The sequence below is a fragment of the Photobacterium atrarenae genome, assembly GCF_024380015.1.
Classification (GTDB): Bacteria; Pseudomonadota; Gammaproteobacteria; order Enterobacterales; family Vibrionaceae; genus Photobacterium; species Photobacterium atrarenae.
Genome location: NZ_CP101508.1, coordinates 2,077,515 through 2,091,468, shown reverse-complemented (window position 1 = coordinate 2,091,468; position 13,954 = coordinate 2,077,515). Strand labels below are relative to the sequence as shown.

The 13,954-nt window shown below is 51.9% G+C and carries 10 protein-coding genes; 4 read left to right on the top strand and 6 right to left on the bottom strand.

Annotated features, from left to right (window positions below; translation table 11 throughout):
- Positions 1-1,190: 1,190 nt before the first annotated feature.
- Positions 1,191-2,639 (top strand): hypothetical protein, encoded by a 1,449-nt coding sequence (locus tag NNL38_RS09880; protein WP_255387879.1) that lies wholly within the window; start codon positions 1,191-1,193, stop codon positions 2,637-2,639.
- Between the two features lie 106 nt (positions 2,640-2,745).
- Here NNL38_RS09880 and NNL38_RS09875 read toward each other — a convergent pair whose 3' ends face one another.
- Together NNL38_RS09875 and NNL38_RS09870 are read right to left on the bottom strand one after the other, a co-directional pair.
- Positions 2,746-4,305 (bottom strand): methyl-accepting chemotaxis protein, encoded by a 1,560-nt coding sequence (locus NNL38_RS09875; RefSeq protein WP_255387878.1) that lies wholly within the window; start codon positions 4,303-4,305, stop codon positions 2,746-2,748.
- Between the two features lie 284 nt (positions 4,306-4,589).
- Entirely contained in the window at positions 4,590-5,462 is an 873-nt protein-coding gene (locus NNL38_RS09870; RefSeq protein ID WP_255387877.1) for a LysR family transcriptional regulator, read from the bottom strand.
- Between the two features lie 102 nt (positions 5,463-5,564).
- Here NNL38_RS09870 and NNL38_RS09865 point away from each other — a divergent pair, with 102 nt between their 5' ends.
- Positions 5,565-6,791, top strand: coding sequence for an MFS transporter (locus NNL38_RS09865; RefSeq protein ID WP_255387876.1), 1,227 nt, complete (start codon positions 5,565-5,567; stop codon positions 6,789-6,791).
- A gap of 153 nt (positions 6,792-6,944) precedes the next feature.
- On the opposite strand, the gene glpC is transcribed toward NNL38_RS09865, so the two are convergent.
- The 4 genes from glpC to NNL38_RS09845 all read right to left on the bottom strand — a co-directional run bounded on the left by glpC (position 6,945) and on the right by NNL38_RS09845 (position 12,601).
- On the bottom strand, positions 6,945-8,159 hold the full coding sequence (gene glpC / locus NNL38_RS09860; protein WP_255387875.1) for an anaerobic glycerol-3-phosphate dehydrogenase subunit GlpC: 1,215 nt from the start codon (positions 8,157-8,159) through the stop codon (positions 6,945-6,947).
- Positions 8,156-9,499, bottom strand: coding sequence for a glycerol-3-phosphate dehydrogenase subunit GlpB (gene glpB, locus NNL38_RS09855; RefSeq protein WP_255387874.1), 1,344 nt, complete (start codon positions 9,497-9,499; stop codon positions 8,156-8,158). The genes glpC and glpB overlap by 4 nt, the downstream gene beginning before the upstream one ends.
- Entirely contained in the window at positions 9,496-11,190 is a 1,695-nt protein-coding gene (gene glpA / locus NNL38_RS09850) for an anaerobic glycerol-3-phosphate dehydrogenase subunit A (protein ID WP_255387873.1), read from the bottom strand. Before glpA ends, glpB begins: the two co-directional genes overlap by 4 nt.
- Before the next feature lie 238 nt (positions 11,191-11,428).
- Entirely contained in the window at positions 11,429-12,601 is a 1,173-nt protein-coding gene (locus NNL38_RS09845) for a GGDEF domain-containing protein (RefSeq protein WP_255387872.1), read from the bottom strand.
- 310 nt (positions 12,602-12,911) lie between these two features.
- On the opposite strand from NNL38_RS09845, the gene NNL38_RS09840 reads away from it, so the two are divergent.
- Positions 12,912-13,583, top strand: coding sequence for an HI_1241 family integral membrane domain (locus tag NNL38_RS09840; RefSeq protein WP_255387871.1), 672 nt, complete (start codon positions 12,912-12,914; stop codon positions 13,581-13,583).
- Positions 13,584-13,738: 155 nt separating this feature from the next.
- The gene (locus tag NNL38_RS09835) at positions 13,739-13,927 is read left to right on the top strand and encodes a DUF4250 domain-containing protein (RefSeq protein ID WP_255387870.1); all 189 of its coding nucleotides are present in this window, start codon (positions 13,739-13,741) and stop codon (positions 13,925-13,927) included.
- Positions 13,928-13,954: the final 27 nt, after the last annotated feature.

Sequence of the window (13,954 nt, the reverse complement as noted above, 5' to 3'; positions counted from 1 at the left end):
CTGGTCTTCTCAATTGCGGCTGCATGTGAATGCCCTGTTGATTTGCGTATGTCGGAAATTGCCCCTGTAGAGAACATCCGGCCAGCTTACAGTATGGCGGGTTTGCCCCGGCTTTCTAGCCGGGACTGCCACAAGTCGCTGCTAGACCGCTGATGTTCAGGTCTGCCGGTACGACAGGCGCGATTTTCATCGCTTCGGTTGTTGGGATTTCCGCCAACCGAGCGCTCATCTCAAAAGGGGCATGAGTTTACCATGTTCAGGCGGGAAAACATCAATTTCTGTGGCTGGGGAGCGGTTTCGTTGAGGCTTCTCAACAAGACCTTAAGCACTATGTGGTTAAGGTCTTGTCCATGACAAAAGATAGAAATTCATCGAGATTTTGGTAGAGAAACTCACCGATTATTGGTGACTTACCGACGAAGCAATAAAGCTAACTCTCAATATGCAATGGCATCGACGGTTATACACTGTACCGAATATCCGAATTTCCAGTTTGTTCGATCATCTATCGAGATATCCGCAATATAGTTTGTCCCCTTATATTGCTTTTTGGCCGCTTGGATTGCCTCACTGGTTGACGTTGCCGGGCCCACTGGAAACAAATATAGAGCCCTCGTTTGACAGCTTTCCCCCCTCACTGGGCCGATTGCGTAGGAGCTTTTTTGCGCCCTTATCAACGTAACTGATCGCCGCAAATGAACCATGTAGAGAAGTCGCACATCCCGTTAACAGGATGGACAGTACGATAGCAAGATAGCCTGGTTTACGAAAAAACATAAGGGAACGACCTCGACCATGGTTGCTAATACTTCTCAGTCTAACGGATGACATGGACTTCTTCTCATTCAATGACGCCGTTGCGTTTTGTGTTGCTGTTATTTTTCGGGGAGATTCCCCTGCGTCAGGAAGAGGTTATTATCCTCAATGCGATGCTTCGTGATGGCGTCAGATGGAATATAAATGTTATTTAAGGTGACTGTCTATTTAGACTCATTCAGAGAATGCCCAGTATAGGCTTTCTTATAGGTCGTACGAGGTTGTGTAATCCTGCGTAATACAAAATCTATCCAGAGTTATTATATTAATCCTCAGGCTTTTGCTGAATACACTCTCAGTAAAACCTTTTCCTTTATAGACTGAAAGGTAATCTACTTCAATGAGTGTAAAATATAAGTAACGGAGGGTTTTTTATGAATGTTAAGGGCTTAAGCGGATTTCCTATGGTGTTGGCGGTCAGCGAGCATGCCATAAATCAAGACATGGCTAGGGTATTTGGACAACAACGCACCAATCAATCAACATTTCCGAAAGTTCCTTGGGTATTGAAAGAGTCAAAAGGTAAATGGACTGTTAATATTGATGAGTTTTATGCTCCTGAAGTTGATTTCAATACCCCAGTTAAAAACGGGTGCCGCCTAAAAATGCAGGTCAAACATGGCAACCTTACTTACTACAGCTTAGTAGAAAAAGACGGCGAAATGACGGCGGAAAAACGTAGTCAAAATCTAGATGAACTTACCTTTTATGTCGTTACACCAATGCGGAGCATCGAGCACGAACAATGGTCTGATGAGGACTTCCAAGTACAGGCAATCTTTATGGATTTAAGCCGCATAAGCAAAATCGATTTGATCAACACTAGTGAAAAAATCGAGGTTGATATTGGTGCTTTTGAAGTTGGATTGGCCAACATTATTAAAAAACAACTGGAACAGTTGGCAGAAGATGACCCGGAAGCCGTAATGTTCGGTGCGGTGAAGATTCCAAGGATTCAGCAAAAGTTCAAAACTAAAGGGCCGCTTAAGCCGACAGCATTTACCTACTCAACCTATAAGCATATTGAAAACAAAGTGTATCGAAGCGGTGATCTGAACTTTCTGTTGATGCTCGATGACGATGAGTTACCTACAGGTAACGTCGGGAATTTCAGCCAGAGCTTTGTTCTGCCAGGCAACGGTATTTCATTGGCCGTTTCTGGCGGTACTATGTTGGAAAAATTTGTGCTCCCAACCCTCAAGTTAAATTTTGGCTATAAATGCCGATTTAAGGTTGACCACGGTAGTATCGAATCTGGGACTCCTGCAACTGCCACACTGAGTGAAAATGTGACCTTGAACAACCCGGACAATATCAAGAAAACTACATTGCGAAAGTGTGATGTCAAATGTGAGGGAGAGGGAATCAAAGTTGACTATGAAATCCTGTTTGTGGTTGACCACTGGGCGGGTGATGAAAAAGTCACCGCGACCGGTACTATCGATATTCATTATCAAAATGTTAACGGGAAAATCACCCAGGAGATTAATGCATCAGAACTGGATATCGTCAAACGCGACTTTGACTGGTGGGGGCGTATTTTTAGTAATATCTTGACATTAGGTTTTAACGAGTGGGGTCGCTGGGCAACAATGACCGATGCGTTCGATTCTATAGAGGATTTCAATAATCAATTTGACGATGCTTTCAACGAAGTATTCGCTTCATTCATGAGACCAGGCAAAGCGGTTCTGAAATATAGTGGCGATATCAGTTTTCAAGCAGTTAGCGGGCTCAGCAGTGGTGCGGATTACCAACATGATCCGGCGAAAATGCTCTCTGCAAAGAAAAATGCCCCCATCAATGAGCCAGAAAAAGCTTAAAACTATAAACACAGGAGCCTATTTTCATGGCTCCTGTGTCACTCATTTCGCACAGTGAAAACCCAAATTTACCACTAATTGTGAAAATGCCAGCTATATATCGGCATCACCGTAAAATTGAACTACCAAAGGATTTTGCTAACCCCTCCAGCATCTGGACTTTCTGGCTCATCAGTCGCGAGGATGCCTCGATCTTCTCCACCTGGTTCAGATTCTCGCTGGAAGATGCTGAAATTTGAGTGATGTTTTGACAAATATCTGTTGAGACCAGTCCCTGCTCTTCAGCAGCGGTGGCAATCTGGGTCGAAATGTTGGCAATTTCGTCAATCATGCCAAACACATCACGGATCCGCTGCGCCGTGGCTTCGGTGCTCTCGACGCAGTGGTTGGTTTTCTCTGTGGTCTGCCCGGTTCGGGCTTGCCATCGGTTCAAGGCAACCTGAATTTCCCCGATGCTGACCTGCATTTTTTCGGTAGCACCATGGGTGCGTTGCGACAGCGCCCGGACTTCGTCGGCAACCACCGCAAAACCGCGCCCTTGCTCTCCGGCCCGCGCGGCTTCTATGGCTGCGTTGAGCGCCAGCAGGTTGGTTTGCTCGGCAATGCCCTGAATTTCATTCATCATAGTTTCAATTTGCGTGGAAATATTGGCCAGAGAGCGGGCGGTTTCAGCCGATGCCTGGGTTTCTTGTGCCAGTTCATGAATCGTGGTCTGGGTCGCGTTGAGCGACTGCGTGGTTTCCTGACATTGAGCTTGTGCCGCGGCGACTTTATCTGCGGTGAGCTGGGTATTCTGCGCAATTTCGCTCGAGACGGTGGTCAGCTGGGTGATCGCGGATGCGATGGTATGGGTATCCTGATCCTGCTGGGCAATCGAGGCTTTAGTTGAGGTCGAGGCGTCCTGCATCGCACTGGCGACCCCTTTTAGGACATTTCCGGTATCCTCGATCCGGCCCAGGACGGTGTGCATTTTGGCCTGATTGAGTTTGAGATGAAAATCAGCAATCGAGCATTGGGAATCGCCGCTATAGATGACCCGGGTCAAGCTGTCGTACTGGCTGGCCAACTGGGTGCAAAACTTCGGCGTGACGAACAGCTCCTGGCGATAAATCAGGCTGAGAAACCCCAGTGGTGCCAGAGCGCTATAAGCCCCAAGGTTATCCGGAAGCAAGTGGCCGAGAAACATGGTCAGGGCAGAGAGGAACAGGGCCAGGGTAAGCTTCAGGTTAGCGGAGAGGGAGAAGCCAGCAGGCTGCTTCTGTTGATTGAGCTGTTGGTAAACCGAGCTGGCTCGTTGGATCAGGGCATCACTCGGTTTTCGGCGCACCGATTGATAGCCTGAAATGCGATTGTTTACGTAAATCGGGGTGACATAGGCATCGACCCAGTAATAGCGACCATCCTTGCAGCGGTTTTTGACCATCCCGCGCCAGGGTTGTTTGGCTTTCAGGTGTTGCCACAGATCGGCAAAGGCCTGGCGCGGCATATCCGGATGGCGAATGATATTGTGGTGTTGGCCAATCAGCTCTTCAGCCGAATAGCCGCTGACTTCGACAAACGACTCGTTGGCATAGGTAATGACGCCTTGTAAGTCTGTGGTAGTGACCAGTTGATCATCTTGGGTGAGTTTGATTTCGTGTTGGGTGATTTGACGTTGCATGCTCATTGAAAACCTTTGCGCCAATCAGAGTGAATCAGCACAATCAATAGTATTATTAATAGAATATGAATAGATCGAGCCAATTGTAACACGATAATTCCCCCTGGGAATGGTCAGGTGGTAGGAATGATTAAAATATTCAATAACTTAGTTAAGAAATTGATTTGAACTGAACGGAAACGTTTCTCTTTGTTGCATATTGCGATGAATTTATGGCAGTGGAAAGCCCACATGAGGTGGGCTTTAGGGGGGCTGACAGCAGTATGGACCAGGCGTTTAAGTCGGTTCGCTCAGTGCCCATGTTGCTTGACGAACTCCATAAATGCGCGATCGGCGACGGAGAGGTAGCCGTTTTTGCGCCAGGCAATCGAAATATCGAGAAACACCGGCTCAGCAAATGGAATTGGCACCAGACCAGGTTCGTGCTGCGTTACCATTTCCAGTAATGCGGTGATGGCGAAGTCGTTGCGGACGATTTTCAGGATCATCGGCAGCAGGTTGGTTTCAAACGCGATGTTCGGGCTGAGCTGGTACTGGTGACAGACTTCATCGATAAACTCGCGGTGGAAATAGCCCGCTTTGAACATCACCAGCTCCTGCTGAAAGAAGGCATCGAATGCAATGGACTTGTGGCGGGCGAAGGGATGCTCCGGGCTGACTACAGCAACCATTTGTGAGCGCAGCAGATGCTCGGTCTCCAGGCTGTCGGGCACGTCGGCATTCTGGATAATGCCGAGATCCAGCTCGCCGCTGATCAGCATCCGCCGGATGGATTGGGTGCCGGCCTCGACAATGGTCAGCTTCAGGTTCGGGTAGCGGCTCTTAAAGCCCATCAGAATTTCCGGGAAATAATAAGATCCCAGCATGCTGGGCAGCCCGAGCCGTACTTCGCCTTTCTCCAGCCCTTTGAGCTCGGCCATGGCAATATTGGCATCATTGACTTGTTGCAGGATCAGCTTTGCGTGCTCAAGCAGGACTTCCCCTTCATGGGTCAGCGCGACTTTGCGTTCGTTGCGATGCACCAGTTCCAGATCCAGCTGGTGTTCGAGTTTTTTGATCGCGATACTCAGCGCCGGTTGAGCGATATGCAGTCGCTCGGCGGCGCGGGTAAAGTTCCTGGTTTCAGCCAGGGTGACGAAATAGGTCAGTTGGCGAAAGTCCATCGCTATAAATTCTCTTTATCATCTCCATATTTTTTATATATTTTCATTATTACTGGTGGATTGCTACTGTTTTCACTGTCACTTCTCACAAGGCAGCTCCGGATGATCGACCTAAAAACCCCCGCGTACCGACGTGCCAGTTTTGCACTTGCCCTCGGCTCATTCCTGATTTTCTGTAATTTGTATCTGTTTCAGCCGATGTTGCCGTTGATGGCTAAAGAGTTCTCGGCTAGCGCGACAGAAGTGAACTGGCTGCTGGCGGCCAGTACGCTGGCGCTGGCGCTGATGCTGGTGCCCTGGGCGGTGGGCTCGGAGGTGATTGGTCGACGTCAGGTGATGTTGATTAGCCTGTTTCTGATGCCGGTGGTTGGATTGCTGATGCTGGCCGCGGAGGATCTGGTGTGGCTGAGTATCGGCCGGGCGCTGATGGGAGCGTCACTGGCCGGATTCGCGGCGGTGGCTGTGGCTTATATGGCTGAAGAATTCACCCCGCGCGCGCTGGTGGTGGCGGTCGGTGGCTACATCAGTGCGAACTCGCTCGGCGGCATTGTCGGACGACTGGCGGGCGGATTTGTTGCTGATCACTGGGGCTGGCAAACCGCAGTGATCGGGATGGCCGGATTTAGCCTGTTGGTGGCGGTGATCGTGTGGCGCTTACTACCACCTCAACAGCACTTTGTTGCCAGCAAAGGGCAATTGGGGATGCATACCCGAAGCGTTTTCCAGCATTTTCGCCAGCCGGTGCTGCGTTATGCGATGCTGATTGGTGGGGTGAACTTTGCCTTGTTTGTGAACCTGTACACCGTGATGGGGTTCCGGCTGGTGGCTGCGCCCTATCTGATCCCGGTGAGCCTAGCGTCGATGATCTTCCTTTGCTATCTGGGCGGTAGCGTGACGGCGAAACTGAGCGGTCGATGGACCCTGTCCTTTAACCCAATCACCGGCATGCTACTGGGGACCACGATCAGTCTGGCCGGGATGTGGGTGGCTGCGTGGGAATCGATCCCGGCGATGTTGGTTGGCTTGATGCTGATTAGCTCCGGGGCATTTTTCACCCACTCGCTGGCTTATGCCTGGGTCAGCCAGAAAGCCACACATGCGAAGGCCACGGCCACGGCGCTGTATCTGGTGCATTATTACGCCGGGGGCAGTTTAGGGGGATTCTTCCTGGTGGCGTGTTGGGAATACAGTGGCTGGTATGGGGTTCTGGCGGGCGGCAGTGTGCTCTATGCCCTGATTTACCTGCTGTCGCTGCGTTTGATTGGTGTGGCTAAACATCAGACGCCTGTGGTGCAACCGGCGGAGCGTAACTCGCAGTCGGTGTTATAGACGGGAGTAAATCGCACGATGTTCTAGGTCTGACTCCCAGAGTCTGGTGATTAAGCGCTGAGATCAGTGTTTGGGAGGGGAAAGCAAACGCCGCAGCAGTGCTGCGGCGTTGTTGTGGGAGGTGAGGTGCGGAAGGCGAGGTGTGGGCGCGGATTAGTCGGCCAGGGCCATCGCCAGCAAAGACACCGGATGCAACGCTTCTAAGCCGGTGTTCTCTTCAATTTGCCATTTGCAGGTTTCGCAGTCGGTCACGGCAAAGTCGGCATGCTCACGTTTGATTTGGCTAAACAGCGGGTGGCCAATTGCCATGGAGGTGTCATAGTTTTCGACCTTATAGCCGTAGGTGCCGGCCAGCCCGCAGCACTGGCTGTCGAGCACGACCAGATCCAACCCTGGAATCTGTTTCAGCAACTCAATGGTGTAGAGGCTGCCGCCGCTTTTCTCCAGATGGCACGGGGTGTGGTAAACCACTCTTTTATGAATGGGCTTGAGCTTCGGCAGGTTGCCGTTCATGCACTCCTTGAGTAAAAAGCGGGTGACAAATTCGATGTTATCGACAACTTGACTGTTATCCACTTTCAGGACATGCGGATATTCCTCTTTCAATGTCAGGGCACAGGTCGATGACGTTGAAATAATCGGTGCATCATACTTGTCGACGGCCGCTTTGAAGCTGTTGACGTTCAGTCGTGCGTTCTTCCGGGCCTTGTCGAAAAAGCCGTTGGCAATCAGGGGAACGCCACAGCATTTTTCTTTATCGAGCAACTGGACGCCGATACTCATGGCGTTCATCACCCGCACCAGATCTTTACCCAGTTGCGGATAGTTATAATTGACATAGCAGCCGTGGAAGTAGTGTACCTGCCGGGGATTGAGCGCCTGGCTGGTGCAGTTTTGTTTATACCAGCGGCGGAACGTGCCATGGGCATACTTCGGCAGGGTTTTACGGTGATCAACGCCAATGGTGTGGTGCATCGCCTGTTTCATCGGCTGCATCCCGGTCATGGTGTTGATGATGGGGGCAAACGGTGTTGCCGCAGAGCCCATCAGATCGGTATGACTCAGCACGAAATCCCGGATGGTTTTGATGCTGAGTGGCTTTTTGGCGTGCTCGTCCCGGGCAACGGCAATCAGATCGCCGATCTTCACCCCGGATGGGCAGGCGGTTTCGCATCGCTTGCAGTTGGTGCATAGCTTGAGGGCTTCGTCATAGAAATCTGGGCTCTTGATCCGCAGCCGTTCACCATCCGGACCGCACTGTTTCGGACCCGGATACTGTGGATTGGCTTTGGCCACCGGGCAGTATACGGTACACACGGTGCATTTGATGCATTGATCAAAACTGGTGTCTTTGCGCGGCAGGTTCATAGGTAAACCCTCTTTGATTGTTCATTTGGTTCGGTGGTGGTGTCCTGATCGGCACGGATGGCGGCGATCATCTGTTCGGCAGCGAAGTAGCCGGTGCTGATCGCAACCCCGCTACCGCATCCTTCTTTCACCGGGTCGTAATGGGCCAGCAGGGCACCGGCGCAATACAGGTTGTCGATGGTGTGGTTGTTGAGGGTTGGTTGTAATTGCCGGTTGCACTGCACGCCCATGTTCAGATATGGGTGGCTGCTGGCGGCAAAGAATTCCCCCTGATACCAATGGCTGCGATCCGGAATGTTGGCTGTATCCAGGCCGAACACAGGCTCTTTGATTTGATTGCGTTCGGCATGGAGCCCCCGGCTGAAAAAGCTGCCGCTGGCGATCAGGAACTGTTGAGCAACCAAAGGCATATCCTGATGGTGTTTGGTGTAGATCCGTTGCAAGCGGCCGTTTTCAAACGTCCCCCCGGTGACTTCATCGCCTCTGAGCAGTAACCCGCCCAACGCCTGGAAGTGGAGCTTCATGGCTTCTTCCAGCCGGATCCCCAGCAGTGACGGTGGCATGGTCGGGAGTTCGCAAATACGATAGCCGGTTAACCCCTCCAGAAGCTTGATGGTCGCGGCACCGTCGCCATTACCGAAGATAGCTGGTAGCACGACTAGATCGGCCTGGCCGACTTGCTGGATCAGGGCCTTGGCAAACTCATGCAGCTTCGCGGTGTCCCGCAGGACCCGCGAGATTTCAATGGAGCGAAACTCGCACGGGTTACGCAACATGGTGTCAAATCCCGGCAGGGTGATGGCTGTGGTATGGATATCAACCGCATCAAAGGCGGACAGGCGGCGCAGATTGTCGGTAGCCAGCTGCGGCTGAAAATCGCGAAATCCTTCGAGGGTGACCAATGCAATCCGGCTCAGGCCCCAGGCCGGCTCGGTCAGTGGGAACGGATGAACCGTTTGCTGCGATAGCCAGGTCGACCGGAAGGTGCCCATCGGGGTCAGCCGCAGGTGGTTGGCCTGATCCGGTTGTGCCTGGAGCTGTACGCCACACGTTGCCATCATGGCCTGATACCACTGGACCGCTTCACAGACGGTGTCTTTGCCCAGCAGGCTGTAGGGGTGGTTCGGGTTTTGTTGGTACAGGGCGTCGAAGGCAGTGAACGGATGGGACACGCGTGTGCCGTCTGGTAACTGGCTGAGCACATCGATTGAACCGGATGAGAAGTGCAGTGCACTTTGCCCGGCAGCAATCACTGCGGTTTTTAATCCCGCTTCGGCGCAGCGAATGGCGCAACTGAGGCCGGCGACACCGCCGCCAATAATGATACTGTCAAATCTCATGACTCGACCTCCTCGGTTGATTGCGGGTGGGAATGCGTGCTGCCAGGGCCGGATTCACCGGGGGGATGGGCAACCGGTGATTGCTCGGGCAAGTCACTGAGACCGAACAGGCCTTCATAGATCCAGTAGGTAAATTCGCTTTCACGCAGGGCATCGCCCCAGAACACAGGTTTGATCCCTTTCCAGCGTTCTTCCAGAAACTCATGCAGCAGGTGGCTGGCCTGATTTCCGGAGTTGGAACCGAACTCGGTAAACAGTCCGGCCGCCCGGTAGGCGCAGAGTTCGCCTTGGCACGGACCCATCCCGACGCGGGTTCGTCGGCGCAAATCGACCAGGTTGTGAACATCCAGCGACTTGATGGCGTACTCGACTTCACCGCAGGTCACCATTTCGCACTCACAGATCACGGCTTGGCGTTGCTTGTCGGCTTTCAGAAATTGCTGTGCCCGTTCACCGTGGCGATAGATCGCCGACTGATAGACCGGCTTGGCCAGACTGGCCGTGGATTGTGGCTTGCTTTCCGGCTGTTCCGAACCCGGCAAGGGTTGCTGATGGGTCGTACAAGGCTCGGTGTTACCAAGTTTTTTGGCCACCATATCCGTGGCCCATTCCGCCATCATCCGGTAGGTCATCAGCTTGCCGCCGGTGATGGTGATCAGGCCGTTCATGCCGTCGCGCTCGGCGTGATCAAGCAGCACAATGCCTCGGCTGATATTGCGCCCGCTGCTGTCACCATCGACCGCCACCAATGGACGAACGCCGGCATAGGCGCGCAGGACCCGCGCATTGGCCATGATCGGTGCGAGTTTGGTGCCTTCCTCAAGCAAAATGTCAATTTCTTCAGGGGTCACTCGGAGATTGTCAATGTCGGCGTAATCAATCCGCTCAGACGTGGTGCCGATCAGCGAGATGGTATCGCCCGGCACCAGAATATCGGCATCCGAAGGTTTCCGGCAGCGGTTAATCACCCGGTTGTTGATCCGGTAATCAAGAATGAGCAGCGAGCCTTTGGCCGGGAACATTTTGAGCGATAAATCGCCGTACTCGCAGATCTGCTGTCCCCAGATCCCGGCGGCGTTGATCACTTGCTTGGCGTAGATTGCGATATGTTCGCCGGTGCGCAGATTGAGGCAATTGACCCCTTTGACGGTATCCCCGTCGCGGATGAGGCTTGTCACCTGAGTATGGTTCATCAACCGCGCCCCATGCTCGGTGGCATCAAGCATATTGGCAGCCGCCAGGCGAAATGGGTCCAGGGTGCCATCCGGGACTCTGACGGCACCAATCAGATCCGGATTACAGTTGGGCTCCAGCGCCAGGGCTTGTTTCGGATCCAACTGCTCGACATCAATATCAGCTTGCTGGCAAGCCGTGATGAATTGCGCCTGAAAATCCAGATCGTCTTCCGGCAATGAGATGAACAGCCCCTGAGTGTCTTCAACACAATGACGAGCAATGTTTTTCAGGATCCTGTTTTCCTGAATGCATTCGCGGGCTGATTCCTGATCGGTAACTGCATACCGTGCTCCTGAATGTAGCAGGCCGTGATTTCGCCCGGTGGTGCCTGAGGCCAGATCATCGCGCTCTACTAAAATGCAGTGGATCCCACGCAGGGCACAGTCACGCATGATCCCGGTTCCAGTGGCACCGCCCCCGATAATTACAACTTCCGTTTCAAACCAACTTGTCATGTTCGTATTCGCTTATTTATTGTCAATGACTCAGGAATTAGTTTGATTCCTTGTTTATATGCCCCAAACATGCCATTAAATGTAAGGCGATTCATTGATCTGAACCATTAAATGAGCGAACGAAAGTTGTTTTCGCGTATTTTTCTATAGGGCGCAATTGCGCGACGCAGCACAATAAAAAAGCGCCGGGGCGCGCGATGGTGTTGTGAGATCAGGATCTTGCGGGCTAGCGGTAATGTCAGGCCAGGGCGCGGCGTCGCTCATTGCCGAGATATTGATGCCCGATATGATGGAACCGACAACAGTCCCGTCCCGAATCTTTGCATTCGTACAGGGCGCGGTCGGCGCGTTCAATCAGGGAGGAGAGAGTGTCGCTGCCGGAGTTGGTGGCAATCCCGATGCTGGTGGTGATTTTGAGTGTGGTGTCGTCATAGCCCAGCGGTAGTTCCAGTTGGCGAATTGAGGTGAGCATGCGTTCGGCAATTTGTTCTGCCATCTTTCCGTTACAGCGCGGCAGAAAGACAATAAATTCTTCACCGCCATAGCGGCCAAACAGATCAGTTTTGCGCATTTTACTCTGCATAAAATCGGCGAATCCGCGCAGAACCTTATCTCCGGCGCTGTGGCCCCAGGTATCGTTGATGCGCTTAAAGCGGTCAATATCGAACAGCAAAACTGAGAACGGGGCATCTTTCGCCTCGCAATACTTCAGGGACTTTTGTGCCAGTTGCAGCAGCATGCGGCGATTGTAGATCCCGGTCAGCGGATCCAGGGTGGCCTGGCGATAGAGTCGCATCAACATGGAGAGCTTGGACAGCTGGGACCAGATCACCATGAGTGCCAGGACATTCTGAAGCCAGAGATCAGCGATATTCTCCGGTGTAAACAGGCGTTCAGCTTGAAATCCGACATAAATCTGGGTGATGGCAGTCATAGCCAGCAGGCCGAGGCTTTCTTTGAGCGTGATAGGCAAAATAGTCAGGATCGCTACGTGAAGGATCGGCAGCAGTGTGTAGCCATATTTAAATCCGCTGGAGACCATGGGGTAGTCCAGCACTTGCATGGTATAGAGGTAGAACAGGTTTAATCCAAGGACCATCAATGCCATACACCATTGTGCTTTTCGCAGCGAAGTCTGCTGATTGTTCACTTTGGCTATGGTAAAAAGGAATAGCCCGAGGGTGACACGGGCAATCGCTAATGGCACGCCATCGTTCTCAGATAAAAAAATCAGATCGAAAGGCGCCCAGAGAACAATCAATACTCCCCAAACGATACACAGCATCGAAACACGGTTCCGTAAGTAGCCGCTGCGGGTGTGCTGGAAGCTGGCACTATGGGCTTTGGCGCTCCAGAGATCCGGCACATAAAGCTTCAGTGTCTTGATCAGTTGTTCTTGATTTTCTTGCATTCCTTTGACCGGCTTGGCGGCTGTCGTCCCGACTTGCTGAAGTCAGTTGATTGCACGCGATGACTGAATATTTGGGTTATATGGATGATTTTTTTTCGAAAAACAACACATTTTGTCTGTGTATATCTGGATAATTATTCTACAGCTTGGGTTTTTAAACCGTGATACTGATCCAGATTAAAGGCGGTTTTTCTGTGCTCCAGCTCGAGGATTTACTCATCCGAAAGAGGTAGGTTTGGGGCTGGGATTGTGCAAATATAGCGGGAAGTTGTTATGATGACGGCCAGTTTTTCATAGTTCAGATTCCTTCATGTTCACAGATTATTTAACATTTCTTGTACCTGCGCTGCTTGGCGCTCAATGTGTTCTGACACTGGTGCTGACCAAAGGCGAGATCTGTCCGGGGCAGCGTGGCCGGGTGCATAAAACGCTCCCTGTTATTTTGGCAGGCTGGTTGCTCGTTGTGGTGAGCCATCCGGTTGCTCTGTTGCCGTTGCTGGCTTTAAGTTATTTCACGTTTCAGGTAAAAACCGGCAAAACACGGGATGCGGGGCCGCTTAAGGTGCTTTATGCCGCAGGTGTCTTTGCGACCGTGAGTTGGTTGGGGCTATTGCCGGCGATGCAATTGCCGGAAATGATGCTGAGCCTGATGGCCATTCCGTTGTTTGGCGCATCTCTGGCGCATCTGCTCTTGACTCAGGCACGTACCCGGTTGCAGGCATTTCACCGAATTCTGCCGTTTACCGGTTTTGTCAGTGCGATGGTGAGTATCCTGGCGATCCTTTGGTTGCTGTCCGGAATGGATGAAGCGCAACTTGAGCTGCTGGTGAGCGATGTCGTCGGCGCGCTGTTACTGCTGGTTCTGTCACTGCTGGTATGGGCCGGGCATATTCTCCTGGGTAAAACGGTGAATCGCTGGCAGTTGCTGGCAGCCTCCATCTTACTGGTTGCTTCCGGCAGTATGCAGCTCGCGTTTTTGTAGTTGCCAATTGGTAGTTGACCGATGATGACATGAGCGCCGAATCGGCGCTCTTTTGTTAAATTTGGCTTTAACCTTTGAAACTCTTTCGCGACTCTCTTTGCAGCAATGACTATGCTTACTGATAGCTACCAAGGTTGTTCCGGTCAGGGGGATGTATGGAAATTACAAACTTGTTGAAGATGGACGGCAATATTGTGCTGGGGATCGTCAATGAGAAGCTGCGGCTCGAATGCACGTCGATTGATGATTTGGTCAGCCGTTATGAGCTGGATTACGATGAGTTAAATGACAAGATGGAATCTTTAGGCTTTCGCTACGATCCCATCTCGAATCAATATAAGTGAGTCAGCACCACTGAATCATCCTTCATA

Bases quoted from the DNA above. Each gene is read 5' to 3' on its own strand.
- NNL38_RS09880 (WP_255387879.1), top strand. From the start codon at position 1,191: ATGAATGTTAAGGGCTTAAGCGGATTTCCTATGGTGTTGGCGGTCAGC.
- NNL38_RS09875 (WP_255387878.1), bottom strand. From the start codon at position 4,305: ATGAGCATGCAACGTCAAATCACCCAACACGAAATCAAACTCACCCAA.
- NNL38_RS09870 (WP_255387877.1), bottom strand. From the start codon at position 5,462: ATGGACTTTCGCCAACTGACCTATTTCGTCACCCTGGCTGAAACCAGG.
- NNL38_RS09865 (WP_255387876.1), top strand. From the start codon at position 5,565: ATGATCGACCTAAAAACCCCCGCGTACCGACGTGCCAGTTTTGCACTT.
- glpC (WP_255387875.1), bottom strand. From the start codon at position 8,159: ATGAACCTGCCGCGCAAAGACACCAGTTTTGATCAATGCATCAAATGC.
- glpB (WP_255387874.1), bottom strand. From the start codon at position 9,499: ATGAGATTTGACAGTATCATTATTGGCGGCGGTGTCGCCGGCCTCAGT.
- glpA (WP_255387873.1), bottom strand. From the start codon at position 11,190: ATGACAAGTTGGTTTGAAACGGAAGTTGTAATTATCGGGGGCGGTGCC.
- NNL38_RS09845 (WP_255387872.1), bottom strand. From the start codon at position 12,601: ATGCAAGAAAATCAAGAACAACTGATCAAGACACTGAAGCTTTATGTG.
- NNL38_RS09840 (WP_255387871.1), top strand. From the start codon at position 12,912: ATGTTCACAGATTATTTAACATTTCTTGTACCTGCGCTGCTTGGCGCT.
- NNL38_RS09835 (WP_255387870.1), top strand. From the start codon at position 13,739: ATGGAAATTACAAACTTGTTGAAGATGGACGGCAATATTGTGCTGGGG.